The sequence below is a fragment of the Staphylococcus sp. HMSC06C11 genome (genome assembly GCF_001808345.1).
Classification (GTDB): Bacteria; Bacillota; Bacilli; order Staphylococcales; family Staphylococcaceae; genus Staphylococcus; species Staphylococcus capitis.
The window spans coordinates 337136-350714 of the sequence record NZ_KV793038.1; the positions used below are offsets into that span (position 1 = coordinate 337136).

The 13579-nt window shown below is 33.2% G+C and carries 12 protein-coding genes; all 12 read right to left on the reverse strand.

Features of this window, described 5'->3' with window-relative positions; all coding sequences use genetic code 11:
• Positions 1-25: 25 nt before the first annotated feature.
• A complete protein-coding gene (udk, locus tag HMPREF3154_RS05060) occupies positions 26-649 on the reverse strand; it encodes a uridine kinase (protein ID WP_002436118.1) in 624 nt (207 codons plus the stop codon).
• On the reverse strand, positions 649-1917 hold the full coding sequence (locus HMPREF3154_RS05065; RefSeq protein WP_070474423.1) for a peptidase U32 family protein: 1269 nt from the start codon (positions 1915-1917) through the stop codon (positions 649-651). The genes udk and HMPREF3154_RS05065 overlap by 1 nt, the downstream gene beginning before the upstream one ends.
• 19 nt (positions 1918-1936) lie before the next feature.
• Positions 1937-2860 carry a peptidase U32 family protein gene (locus tag HMPREF3154_RS05070; RefSeq protein ID WP_070474426.1) on the reverse strand — a complete coding sequence of 308 codons (924 nt, stop codon included), beginning with the start codon at positions 2858-2860 and terminating at the stop codon, positions 1937-1939.
• Positions 2861-2862: 2 nt separating this feature from the next.
• Positions 2863-3498, reverse strand: coding sequence for an O-methyltransferase (locus HMPREF3154_RS05075; protein WP_023350163.1), 636 nt, complete (start codon positions 3496-3498; stop codon positions 2863-2865).
• Positions 3499-3898: 400 nt separating this feature from the next.
• Complete coding sequence (locus tag HMPREF3154_RS05080; protein ID WP_023350162.1) at positions 3899-4219, reverse strand: DUF1292 domain-containing protein; 321 nt, start codon at positions 4217-4219, stop codon at positions 3899-3901.
• Positions 4220-4232: 13 nt separating this feature from the next.
• Positions 4233-4661, reverse strand: coding sequence for a Holliday junction resolvase RuvX (gene ruvX / locus HMPREF3154_RS05085; RefSeq protein ID WP_002435990.1), 429 nt, complete (start codon positions 4659-4661; stop codon positions 4233-4235).
• A 1-nt stretch (position 4662) separates the two neighbouring features.
• Entirely contained in the window at positions 4663-4923 is a 261-nt protein-coding gene (locus tag HMPREF3154_RS05090; RefSeq protein ID WP_002435994.1) for an IreB family regulatory phosphoprotein, read from the reverse strand.
• Positions 4924-4986: 63 nt separating this feature from the next.
• Positions 4987-7617: an alanine--tRNA ligase gene (gene alaS / locus HMPREF3154_RS05095; RefSeq protein ID WP_023350161.1), complete on the reverse strand. Its 2631-nt coding sequence runs from the start codon at positions 7615-7617 to the stop codon at positions 4987-4989.
• Positions 7618-7956: 339 nt separating this feature from the next.
• Positions 7957-10407: an SF1B family DNA helicase RecD2 gene (locus tag HMPREF3154_RS05100; protein ID WP_070474431.1), complete on the reverse strand. Its 2451-nt coding sequence runs from the start codon at positions 10405-10407 to the stop codon at positions 7957-7959.
• Between the two features lies 1 nt (position 10408).
• Positions 10409-11077, reverse strand: coding sequence for a tetratricopeptide repeat protein (locus HMPREF3154_RS05105; RefSeq protein ID WP_002470021.1), 669 nt, complete (start codon positions 11075-11077; stop codon positions 10409-10411).
• 102 nt (positions 11078-11179) lie between these two features.
• A complete protein-coding gene (gene mnmA, locus HMPREF3154_RS05110; protein ID WP_002436098.1) occupies positions 11180-12298 on the reverse strand; it encodes a tRNA 2-thiouridine(34) synthase MnmA in 1119 nt (372 codons plus the stop codon).
• Positions 12298-13440, reverse strand: coding sequence for a cysteine desulfurase family protein (locus HMPREF3154_RS05115; protein ID WP_002436113.1), 1143 nt, complete (start codon positions 13438-13440; stop codon positions 12298-12300). The genes mnmA and HMPREF3154_RS05115 overlap by 1 nt, the downstream gene beginning before the upstream one ends.
• Positions 13441-13579: the final 139 nt, after the last annotated feature.

Sequence of the window (13579 nt, forward strand, 5' to 3'; positions counted from 1 at the left end):
TGTCATCTTCCTTTACTATAAGTTACTATTTTTTGCTAACGAGTGATTGAATCTTCGTAGTCATAATATCTATTGCGACCTTATTACTGCCACCTTCAGGTATGATTATATCTGCATGTTTTTTTGTTGGTTCAATAAATTGTTCATGCATTGGTCTGACTACATTTAAATATTGATTAATTACAGACTCCATAGAACGTCCACGTTCTTGAGTATCACGTGTAAGTCTACGTAAAATTCTTAAATCTGCATCTGTATCAACATAAATTTTTACATCCATCATATCTCGTAAAGTTTTATTTTCTAAAGCAAAGATACCTTCTACGATAATAACATCTTTTGGTTCAAATGCAATCGTTTCATCACTACGAGTATGTTTCGAATAATCATAAGTAGGAACTTCGATGGCCACACCATTTCTTAAATCTTTAAGATTTTGTATAAGTAAATCATTATCGAATGCGAATGGATGATCATAATTTGTCTCAAGTCTTTCTTCAAAAGTTAAATGAGACTGGTCTTTATAATAGTAATCTTGAGCTAAAAGTGCAACACTGTGGCCTTCAAGATTCTTCATAATTTCATTAGTAACAGTGGTTTTACCTGAACCAGAGCCACCAGCAATACCAATAATTGTCGTTTGATTCATTAGCCGATTTCCTTTCTCATCATGTTATTAGCATAAATAGGTTTGTCGACTTTAATTTGAACAATTTGCAGTGGATGACGTGCGGCATCTAAACTATTGCCTTCCTCATCATAAATAGCATCAACAATTTGCCTGAAACTATCAATTTCAGGACCAAAGAATTCAATTTCTTGTCCTGGTTTGAAATGGTTTCGCTGTTGTATGGTAGCAAGTTGCGTTTGTTCATCATAGTCGAGTACTAGTCCGCAAAAATCGTAAGCTGATTTCTTAGATTGTTCTTCTCCAAACATTTGCTCTTCATATCCAGGTGTCCCTTGGAAGAAAGCTGGCGCTGTATCACGATTTGCGCATTTATCCAGTTCTTTGAGCCATTCAGGTTTAATCTTAAAATTCTCAGGATCCATAGCATAAGCGTCTATGACTTTTCGATAAACTGATACGACAGTTGCAATATAATGAATAGATTTCATCCTACCCTCAATTTTTAAAGAGTCGATTCCTAATTCCATCATTTGTGGTATAGATTCAATTAATTTTAAATCTTTTGGACTCATTGCAAACGGTGTAACATCTCCATCTTCATAAAATAAATCAAGTTCTCCATCATTATCTACTTGAAGTAAATCATAGTCCCAACGGCAACTTTGACAACAACCTCCACGGTTTGAATCACGAGCTGTCATATGATTACTTAATGTACAACGTCCTGAATATGCTATACACATTGCACCATGAATAAAAGCTTCAATTTCAATATCAACTTTTTCCTTCATTTCTTTCATTTCCATAGCGCCTGTCTCACGTGCTAACACAACACGGTCTAAACCTTCTTCTTTCCAAAATTCAACAGCTTTATAATTTGAAAGAGATTGCTGAGTAGATAAATGAATTTCAAGTCTTGGTGCGACCTCTTTGCATGTTTCTATGATTAATGGATCAGCTACAATAATTCCAGTTGCGCCTGTTTTATCTAACTGACGTAGATAGTCCTCTAATCCATCCATATTTTCATCATGTGCAATAATATTTGTTGTAACGTAGATTTTAGCACCATAACGATTTGCAAATTCTACGCCTTCAGCAATTTCATCCATAGTAAAATTATCTGCATTTGAACGTAAACCATACTCTTGACCACCTAAAAATACTGCATCAGCACCATAATGTACAGCTATTTTAAGTTTCTCTAAATTTCCTGCTGGAGCAAGTAATTCTGGCTTTTTCATTTTTGGTTTCGAACTTGGTTGAACTTCTTCTAGAGTTTTCATTATTAATGATAAGCCTCCCTTAGTAAACCGTTTGTTTATATAAGAAACCTTCATCGAATGGACGATGTTCAGGTTGAATTTCCTCTATAGGATCGACTAACATGAATTTTTCATCATCATATGCTTCAGGGTCTTCATTATATAAGTCAATTGCTTCTCTATATTGCTCTGTTACTACATTGATATAGCCTTCTGATTGTAGAACGCCATCGATTTTGAATGCGTCAATTCCCGCTTCAAAGAATGGTTCTAATTCCTCGATTAAACAAATATCATTCGGAGACATAATATGCGTTCCATTATAATCTTCAAAAACTGGATATTTGTTATCGCGTTCTTCATCATATAAAAGTAAATCTTGTTGTGCATTATTGCGCTCAATCTTCATTTGTCTGTCTTGGAATGTATAGTAATTACCTAACAACATTCGTTTCGATTGAAACATGCATGTCATTCCATGTACTTGGACTTCGATTTCAACATTAGCATTCTTTTTAATATTAATCATCTCTTCTAAGCTAAGCTCTTTAGCTAAAACAGCTCTTGATGCACCCTTTTTCCCCCAATAATTACATTGGAAATAATTTGTTACTAATGCTCCAGCATCCCAATGTAAAGGGATAGGATTTGATTGTTTTTTAACAAACATTACTACTGCTGGATCACCGAAAATAATTCGATCCACTTGAATTTGATGTAAAAAATGTATGTAATCTTCTAAAGCATCTAAATGATAATTATGAAACAAACCATTGACCGCAGCATAAACTTTTTTATTGTTTCTATGTGCTATTTCAACAGCTTCTTTCATCATTTCACGATTAAATTCTCCTGGAAGTCTTAAACCAAATTTTTGTTCACCAATAACAAATGCATCTGCACCTTTTTCTATTAGTGTTTCCATATGAGTTATTGACTTAGGAGTAACTAATAATTCAACCATAGTCATTCTCCTTTAATTGATATTGCTAAACCATCATCTATATTTAAAAAGTTAGTTGTATACCCTGATTGCTCCATTAACCACTGGTTATATTGTTGTACCTTTTTAACCATTTGACGAACATTTCTAGATCTCACAATGTCTATATTCGATACAAAACCGTGGTATAAGACATTGTCAGTTACTACAATCCCACCTTTTCTTAAAAGAGGCGTATATAACTCAAAGAACTTTTTGGATTGAGCTTTGGCTGCATCGATAAATATCATATCATATTCTCTATCATTGACTTGTTGGTATGTTTCTAGCGCATTACCTTCAATCAATCTTATTTGTTCATTGTAACCATATTGATGAAAATAATTTCGCGCCAAAGCAATCATATCTTCGTTACGTTCAATGGTAGTTACATGTATATCATTTGCTACTGAAGAAAATTGCATTGAACTATAGCCAATAGCAGTACCAATTTCTAGAATGTTTTTGGTATGATTCATTCTTATTAATTGTTTAATCATATCTAAAGTTAATTTATCTACAATAGGAACTTGATTGTCTTCTGCATAAGGTCTTAAATTCTCTATGTTTGTATCTAACTTTTGATGTAATTGAGTTAAATAGTTTTGGTTCAAATCCATTTTGAAATAACTTCCTTTATTATAAAAACTAAAAAGATTTGTAGACATAAAATAAATCAGTCCAAAATTGATTATCATTTTAATCAATATAAATGACTGATTTCTATAATGGTGCTTCTATTTCTTTCATATTAGAAGTGAATGATCGTTTCATAGAAATTAACTTTACATATTTTACCATAAATTATTAATAAATATAAGTGCGAAATATGTGATTCAATTTATTTTAGTATGTTATTAAAGTAATTATAGTTTGAGTTTTTAAGTTCGATATTACTAACTCAATTAAATAACAATAAACTCATTTTTAATCAAAAAAGCTCTAAGATGTATACTAAAAACTTACATCTTAGAGCTATGAGTTTTAAACAATTAAAGCTTACATATTAATAATGAGATACTATTCATTAATCTCAGTATTTACAACCTCTTCAATCATATCCCATTCTTCATCTGTTTCGATAGGTACTAATTTACCACCATCTCCAGATTCATCAGGTTCATTAATCATAGGTACGAGTTCAATCATATCATCTTCATCAGATTGAGCACCTTCTTCGGCTAATACAACATACTCCTTTTTGTATTCAGGATGGTAAAATTCTAACATTTTACGATATAAAACTTCATTGCCGTCTTCATCGAATAAAGTTAATAATTCTTCTTCGTTATTAATGCTTAAATCTGATTCATGATTTTGTTCGTGGTTATGTTCTGTCATTTTTATATCTCCTTTATTGGATAGAGTCTAAATAGCCTTGTAATATAAACACAGCTGCCATTTTATCTATAACTTTCTTTCTCTTTTGCCTAGAAACATCTGCTTCTAGTAATGAACGTTCAGCAGCCATCGTACTTAATCGTTCATCCCACATTATAATTTCTATGGAAGGCAAGGCTTCTTGAAGTTTCTCTTTGTATTGTAACGAAGCCTCTCCTCGAAATCCAATAGAATTGTTCATATTTTTAGGTAATCCTATAACTACAGTACCGACTTGATTTTTTTTAATAATATCGACTAATTCTTCTATGCCTAATTCGTTTTGTTCTTCGTTGATACGGAGTGTGTCTAAACCTTGGGCAGTCCATCCCATTAGGTCACTTATAGCAATGCCAACAGTTTTGCTTCCTACGTCTAAACCTATAATTTTATGTTGTAACATTTTAATGGTCAGACTCTTTTAAATAATAAGAAACAAGTTCTTCCATAATCACATCTCTATCAATATGACGAATTTGATTTCTCGCTTCATTTTGGCGTGGAATATAGGCAGGATCACCAGAGAGTAAATAACCTACAATTTGATTTACTGCGTTATATCCTCTTTCTTCTAATGTACGGTGCACATTGTTAAGTACTGATTTGACATCTTCTTTTGGAATCTCTTCATAGTCAAATTTCATCGTTTTATCAAAGTTTTCCATATGTGACACTCCTTTTAATGCATATTATTATTCAAGTTAATTCTACAATATTATGAAATTAAGTTATAGATTTTTAATGTAATCTTTAATGAAGTGTAATGCTTCTGTTATGTTTTCAGGTTGTGTGCCGCCACCTTGAGCCATATCCGGACGACCACCGCCTTTACCACCTACGATAGGTGCCATGTTTTTTATAATGTCTCCTGCTTTAACTTGATCTGTAAGTGATTTAGGAACAGTAGCTATTATGGAAACTTTACCATCAACATTACTTGCTAACACAATAATCATGTCTTGTAACTTAGATTTAAAATCATCCATCGTTGAGCGTATCGCTTTAGCGTTTGGAACTTCAACTTCAGTTGCTAATACTTTCAAGTCATTGATAACTTCAACTTGGTCTTCAACATTTCCCATTTTAAGAGAGGTGATTTCTTTGTTACGTTGTTCTAATTGTTTAAGTAATGATTTTTCTTCTTCTTGTAACTGAGTTACTTTACCAACTACTTGTTCATCTGATTTGACTTTAACATGATTTTTAATGGTATTAAATTTAGACTGAATATCTTCGAGATAAAGGAAAGCAGATTTTCCTGTTAACGCTTCAATACGTCTAACTCCTGCACCAGTACCAGATTCACTTACAATTTTAAATAAACCAATTTCTGCAGTATTACTTACATGAATACCACCACATAATTCGATAGAAAATGGAGCCATATTTACTACTCGAACAATATCACCATATTTTTCACCGAAGAGAGCCATTGCCCCCATAGATTTGGCTTCATCTATACCCATTTCTTGAATACGAACATCAATGCCTCTCCATATTTCTTCATTCACTCTTCGTTCAACTTGATCTAATTCTTCTTGAGTCATTGGGCCGAAGTGCGAGAAGTCAAAACGTAACCGATCTGCTTCTACTAATGAACCTGCTTGGTTTACGTGATCACCTAATACTTCTTTTAAAGCAGCATGTAATAAATGCGTAGCACTATGATTCTTTTGAATTGCACGACGGTCTTCTTTATTAACGCTAGCATCCACTTCTGCTCCAACTGTAGCTTGTCCATATTGCACAATACCTTTGTGTAGATTCTGACCATTTGGTGCTTTCGTCACTTCAGATACTGCAATTTCAAATTTATCATTTCCAATTGTACCTTCGTCTGCTACTTGGCCACCACTGACAGCATAAAATGGCGTAGCTTTTAGTGTGAAATAAACAGTCTCTCCAGCTTCCACTGACTCGACTTCTTCACCATTGTATATTAAATGCGTGATTATAGATTGGTAATCAGTTGTTTCATATCCAACAAATGTACTATCATCAGTAATATTTTTTAGCACTTCACTTTGTATTTGCATAGATTGAGAGCTTTGACGTGCTTGTCTAGCACGGTCTCTTTGCTGTTGCATTTCATTTTCAAAAGTAGTCATATCAACTGATAAACCTTCTTGAGTTGCTAATTCTTCGGTTAATTCTACAGGGAAACCATAAGTATCATACAGTTTAAATGCATCTTCCCCTTTAATTTCATGATTGTCTTTTTTAGCTTTTTCAATTAACTGATTTAGAATTGATAAGCCTTCCTCGAGTGTCTCATGGAATCGTTCTTCTTCTGACTTAATCACTCGTTTAATAAAATCGGCTTTTTCTTTAACATTTGGATAATATGGTTCCATAATTTCAGCAACAATATCCACAAGTTTATACATAAATGGTTCATTAATACCTAGTGATTGACTAAATCTAACTGCACGACGTAATAAACGACGTAGGACATATCCACGCCCTTCATTTGCAGGTAATGCACCATCAGCAATAGCAAACGCAATGGTTCTAATATGATCTGCAATAACTTTAAATGCTACGTCTTGCTCTTCAACTTCTAAATATTTCTTTCCTGAAACATTTTCAACTTCATTTATAATAGGCATAAATAAATCTGTTTCATAATTTGTTCTGACATTTTGTGAGATTGAAGCCATACGCTCTAATCCCATGCCAGTATCAATATTTTTATTAGGAAGTGGTGTATACGTATTGTCTTTATTATGATTAAATTCACTAAATACTAAATTCCATACTTCTAAATATCTTTCATTTTCTCCGCCAGGATACATTTCTTCGGCAGGATCATTCTGACCATATTCGTCACCACGATCATAGAAAATTTCTGTATTAGGTCCCGATGGCCCTTCGCCAATATCCCAAAAGTTACCTTCGATTCGAATAATACGAGTTTCATCTAAACCAATATCTTCATTCCAAATTTGATAAGCACCCGTATCTTCTGGATGAATTGTTACATATAATTTTTCTGGTTCCATACCCATCCATTTCTCACTAGTTAAGAATTCCCAAGCGAATTCAATTGCTTCTTGTTTAAAATAATCTCCAATTGAGAAATTTCCAAGCATTTCAAAAAATGTATGATGTCTCGCTGTAAAGCCAACATTTTCAATATCATTAGTACGAATGGCTTTTTGTGAGTTTACAATTCTTGGCTTTCTTGGCGTCTCGCGACCATCAAAGTATTTTTTTAGTGTTGCTACACCTGAGTTAATCCATAGTAATGAATCATCATCAATAGGTACAAGTGGTGCAGAAGGTTCAATCATATGACCTTTTTCAACGAAGAAATCTAAATATTTTTGTCTAATTTCACTAGCTTTTAAATTTTTCATCTATAGAACACTCCCTTGGGAAATAAGTATTTAATAAAGAAATACGAATTTTAACTTAATGATAATCACACGAAAAATAAAAAACGTTCATCCACAAAGGGACGAACGTTATCGCGGTACCACCCTAGTTATAAGAAAAATAATAGTAGCTATAAAAGAAACTATTTATAACTTAATTAAATTTCTTACCACTTAAAATCACGTATTCTCTATGACATAAAGTAGCGTTCAGTAACATTGATTGCACTTTACACCAGCCAGTACATCTCTAAAATCAACAAGTTACTTACTCATCTTTATGTGAACTTAAGTTTATTTTATTTATTTTAATGACGAATGTCAATGCTCGGCAAAATCGTAAGGCGTCATTTCTCCCATATTAATCATAGGATCAATCTTAAATATAGTGGTTTCACTAAGAACAATGTCATTTTGTGGTGCGTCAGTTGTTGCGTTCTCTTCATCAGTTTGTGTAGTATCATGTTTTTCAGTGCTATTTACAGATGAATGACCTGAACTACCTATAACTTCTTGCTCATCACCAAAATAAGATTTTAATAAGTGATTCAACTGAGTTAAACGTTCTTGGCCTTTTGTCTTCAGTCCTATATCAAATGCTTGGGGATCCCCAAGTAAAACAAGTGATTGCTTAGCACGGGTCAGACCCGTATAAAGGATAGGTCTTTGTAACATACGAAAGTATTGTTTAACTATAGGCATAATAACAATTGGAAATTCTGACCCTTGAGATTTATGAATAGATGTACAATAAGCATGAGTAAGTTCAAGTAAGTCTTGTCGAGTAAAGGTAATTTCATTTCCTTCAAAATCTACTACTATTACATCTTTATTAAGAGCATTTTCTTTAGCCCAAAATATGCCTACAATTACACCAATATCACCATTAAATATATTGTCATTAGGTCTATTGACCAACTGAAGTACTTTATCTCCTTTACGAAATACAACATCTCCGAATTCAATTTCACGACTATCTTTTTCCTTTGGATTTAAAATAGATTGTAATACTTGATTGAGACGTTTTATTCCTGCATTACCTTTATACATAGGAGCAAGGACTTGAATATCACTCATATTATACCCTTTACTCACTGCACTTTTAACAACTTTATCTACTACATCAGGTATTTGGTCTGAAGTACAGTTAATGAAACTGCGATCGTGAAAACGTTGAGTTATATCTATGGGTTCGCCTACTTTCATACGATGTGCTAAATCAACAATACTTGAGCCATCCTGTTGGCGATACACTTCCGTAAGATTAACACGCGGAATTCTTTTAGAATCAATGAGGTCTTTAAACACTTGACCCGGTCCAACTGAAGGGAGTTGGTCTTCATCTCCTACAAATACAATTTGAGCATCTAATGGAACAGCACTTAAAAATTGATGAAATAACCATGTATCTACCATAGACATTTCATCTATAATGATAAGCCGTGCATTAATTTCATTATCTAAAATATCTTCAGGTTGTGTTTCTTGATTCCAACCTATTAAACGGTGAATTGTCATTGCTTCTAATCCAGTAGATTCCTGAAGTCTTTTAGATGCGCGTCCAGTTGGTGCAGCAAGTACAACTGGATAATCATCCTCGTTGTAATCATCATAATCTAATGATAATCCATGTATTTCTGCATAAAGCTCTACGATGCCTTTAATGACAGTAGTTTTACCAGTACCGGGACCACCAGTAAGAAGCATCACTTTTGAATTGATTGCCGTCTCTAAAGCTTCTTTCTGTGAAGTTGCATAATTTACTTGATTTAGTGACTCAATTTCACCAATATGCATTTGTAAATCTGATTGTTCGATTTCTTTTAACTTTTTATTATTAGTTTGAATACGATAAAGATTTTGAACACTCTTTAATTCCGAATAATACAAACTTGGAATTGAAACTTGTTCTTCGCTTTGAATCAATTTTTTCTCTTCAGAGAGTTGCTCAATCTTTTGCTCTAGCATTTTAGTAGAAATTACAACTTCAGAGCTATCGTTAAGCATAGTTTGCGTTGATTCAATCACATATGAATTAGGCAAATATGTATGTCCTTGTTTGATACATTCTTCTTCAAGTGTATAAAGCAATCCTGCTTTCAAACGCTCTTCAGAATCTGCTGCAATACCAATGTTTCGCGCTAATTGATCAGCTTTATTAAAACCTATTCCTTTAATATCATAAACGAGTTGATAAGGATTTTCGTCTAGTATTTTCAATGTATCTCCCATATAAAACTGATAAATTGCCATTGAAAGTTTAGGACCAAATCCTAAATCATGTAACCGAATCATTATTTTTTCTGATTCTTGATTCGAACTTATTTGTTCTGCAATCTGCTTTTGCTTTTTCTTAGGTAAACTAGGGACTTTTTCTAACACTTCAGGATTATTTAATATATCATTGATTGCATTCTCGCCTAATGCATTAACAATATTTTGAGCAGTTTTCTTTCCTATTCCTTTAAATAAATCACTAGATAAATAACTAACAATTGCATCTTTGGTTTGTGGAAGTTCCTTTTCAAAAGTTTCAGCTTTTAATTGTTTACCATAACGTGGGTGGTCGACAATTTGCCCTTTAAACGTATAGACGTCTCCTTCAACTACATTTGGAAGAAACCCTACAACAGTTGGCATGCTATCAAAGGACTCATTCGTTTCAATCGTGTCTACTTTAAGAACTGTATAGAAATTATCATTATTTTGAAATAATATAGCATCTACAGTACCTTTGATCATTGATTTATCAAAAAGTGTAGGGTCAGACATGTTACTCCTCCTCTTTCATCGTCTTAAACGTTTTTAAAGCGTGTTGACTTAATAAATGCTGTTCATCAATAGAAACTGCTTGTTCAAAATAAGCAATAGCTTCATCAACATCTTCTTTTTTCATATAGCTTGCTAGGCCGAGATTATATATAGCATCTACATGTTTAGGGTCAATTTTTAATACGTGATTTAACTGATTAATGGCTTGTTCAAACATTTCGAGCTGGCATAAGACAAGTCCATATTGAAATTGAATCTCAACATCATCGTTATCGTCTTTTTCAGCTGCAGTCATCAAGAATGGTAATGCTTCTTTAAAAGCTTCTAATTGGTTAAATGACATTCCAATCATATAATTACAATCTACAGTAGCTACATTGTTTTTTAATGCCTTTTGATATAATTTAATTGCTTCTTTAAAGCGACCTTGATTATAGTAAACATTCGCTAAATTATAATATACAGCACCATTAGACGGATCAATAGTAATCGCTTTTTGGAAGAAACGCTCGGCTTTTTCTATTTCTCCTGCATCAGATAACACAATTCCTGCATTAATGTAGTTTTCAACTGCATTAGGATTTTCTTCAATATTTTCGAAAAGCGCTTTTAAAGCATCTTCGAACTTACCATCTTTAATATATTGATAAATCTGATTCTGTTCATGCATCATTCGTACCTCGTTTCTAAATAATTATAACATGTTAAAAAAATAAAAACCGTTAACCCAAAGATAGTCATCTTATGAATTAACGGTATTCAAGTTCACGGTTTAAACTACGTAACTAAGTTGACCTTCATTTTTGTATACATCATCTATAGTAGCTCCACCTAAGCAGACTTCTTCATTGTAAAAGACAACCGCTTGTCCAGGAGTAATTGCGCGTACAGGTTGGTCGAAAGTTACACGAATTGAAGATTCATCCTCTTTTTTAACGAATACTTTTGTATCTTTCTGACGATAACGGAATTTCGCAGTACATTCGAAACCATGCTCTAAGTCAATTTCATTTTCATTAACAAATGAGAAATCTGAAGCGATTAAGTAATCACTATATAAAGCATCATGATGGAAGCCTTGCTCAACATATAATAAATTGTCATCTAAGTTTTTACCTACAACAAACCATGGATCTCCATCTCCACCTATTCCTAAGCCATGACGTTGTCCAATTGTATAATACATTAAACCGCTATGTTGTCCCATTTTTTTACCATCTAATGTTACCATGTCACCTGATTGTGCTGGTAAATATTGCGATAAAAATTCCTTGAAGTTTCTTTCACCAATGAAACAGATTCCTGTAGAATCTTTTTTCTTGGCTGTAGCTAAATCTTGTTCTTCTGCGATTCGTCTAACTTCACTTTTTTCAATGTCACCAATTGGGAACATAACTTTAGAAAGTTGTTCTTGTGATAGTTGGTTTAAAAAGTAAGTTTGATCTTTATTATTATCTACACCGCGTAACATTTCTACATGCCCATCCTCGTGTCGACGTATACGAGCATAATGTCCAGTTGCGACATAGTCAGCACCTAATTTCAAAGCATGCTCTAAGAATGCTTTGAATTTAATTTCTTTATTACACATTACATCAGGATTTGGTGTGCGTCCTTTTTTATATTCATCTAAAAAGTAAGTAAATACTTTGTCCCAATATTCTTCTTCAAAGTTAACTGCGTAATATGGTATACCAATTTGGTTACATACTGCAATGACATCATTGTAATCTTCTGTGGCGGTACATACACCATTTTCATCAGTGTCATCCCAGTTCTTCATAAAAATACCTATAACGTCATAACCTTGCTCTTTTAATAGGTGTGCAGTTACTGAACTATCAACACCTCCAGACATACCAACGACTACGCGTATATCTTTATTTGACACTATGATTCCTCCTTAAATTTATGATAAATTTTATGAATTTCGGCTACTATATATTTAATTTGTTGTTCGTTCATTTGTTCATTAAAGCTAAATCTAACAGAATGTTTTGCACGTTCTTCATCTTCAAACATTGCTGCTAAAACATGTGACGGTGTTGTAGAACCTGCTGTGCAAGCTGACCCAGATGATACGTATACATTAGAGAGGTCTAGTAGAGTTAACATTGTTTCAACATCAATAAATGGGAAATAAAGATTTAAAATATGACCTGTTGAGTCTGTCATAGAACCATTAAGTTCGAACGGAATCGCACGTTCTTGCAAACTAACTAAGAATAATTCTTTTAAATTCATTAAATGAACATTATTTGCGTCACGATGTTGAACTGCTAATTCCAAAGCTTTAGTAAGTCCAACTATTTGAGGAACATTCTCTGTACCAGCTCGACGTTTCGTTTCTTGTTCCCCACCTAGCTGATTAAATTCAAGCGGAGTATGGTCCTTTACTAAGAGTATACCAGCTCCTTTAGGGCCCCCAAATTTATGTCCAGTTACACTCATTGTATCAATTTTGAAATCATGAAAGTCAATTTCTAAATGACCAATAGCTTGTACAGCGTCAACATGGAATAACGCATTAGTTTCAGCAATAATGTCCTCAATGTCATACATATTTTGAACAGTACCAACTTCATTATTAACAAACATAATTGATACAAGAATTGTTTTATCTGTGATTGTTTCACGTAATTGATCTAAATCAACCGCTCCAGTATCATCTACATCTAAATATGTTACGTCATAGCCTTCTCGTTCAAGTTGCTCAAATACATGTAAAACGGAATGATGTTCAATTTTAGAAGTAATAATATGATTTCCTAATTGTTCATTCGCTTTTACTAATCCTTTGATTGCAGTATTATTAGATTCCGTAGCACCACTTGTAAATATCACTTCATGAGGTTTTGCACCTAATAGTTGTGCAACTTTTCGGCGTGATTGATCTAAATATTTACGTGCATCTCTACCTATTGAGTGAATAGAAGATGGATTACCATAATGTTCTTTATAGATTTCCATCATTGCATCAACGACTTCTGTTTTTACTGGTGTGGTCGCGGCATAATCTGCATAAACTTCCATGTGTGGACACTCCTCGTCATGTTATCAATGTTCCTATAATAGCACCAATACTTGCTTTTTTCTACCTTTCTGTTTATGGAAAGAATTTTTATTTCTATAATATTTTAACATCTTAAATAGTAATTTTTCGATGATTAAT

Bases quoted from the DNA above. Each gene is read 5' to 3' on its own strand.
- udk (WP_002436118.1), bottom strand. From the start codon at position 649: ATGAATCAAACGACAATTATTGGTATTGCTGGTGGCTCTGGTTCAGGT.
- HMPREF3154_RS05065 (WP_070474423.1), bottom strand. From the start codon at position 1,917: ATGAAAACTCTAGAAGAAGTTCAACCAAGTTCGAAACCAAAAATGAAA.
- HMPREF3154_RS05070 (WP_070474426.1), bottom strand. From the start codon at position 2,860: ATGGTTGAATTATTAGTTACTCCTAAGTCAATAACTCATATGGAAACA.
- HMPREF3154_RS05075 (WP_023350163.1), bottom strand. From the start codon at position 3,498: ATGGATTTGAACCAAAACTATTTAACTCAATTACATCAAAAGTTAGAT.
- HMPREF3154_RS05080 (WP_023350162.1), bottom strand. From the start codon at position 4,219: ATGACAGAACATAACCACGAACAAAATCATGAATCAGATTTAAGCATT.
- ruvX (WP_002435990.1), bottom strand. From the start codon at position 4,661: ATGTTACAACATAAAATTATAGGTTTAGACGTAGGAAGCAAAACTGTT.
- HMPREF3154_RS05090 (WP_002435994.1), bottom strand. From the start codon at position 4,923: ATGGAAAACTTTGATAAAACGATGAAATTTGACTATGAAGAGATTCCA.
- alaS (WP_023350161.1), bottom strand. From the start codon at position 7,617: ATGAAAAATTTAAAAGCTAGTGAAATTAGACAAAAATATTTAGATTTC.
- HMPREF3154_RS05100 (WP_070474431.1), bottom strand. From the start codon at position 10,407: ATGTCTGACCCTACACTTTTTGATAAATCAATGATCAAAGGTACTGTA.
- HMPREF3154_RS05105 (WP_002470021.1), bottom strand. From the start codon at position 11,077: ATGCATGAACAGAATCAGATTTATCAATATATTAAAGATGGTAAGTTC.
- HMPREF3154_RS05115 (WP_002436113.1), bottom strand. From the start codon at position 13,440: ATGGAAGTTTATGCAGATTATGCCGCGACCACACCAGTAAAAACAGAA.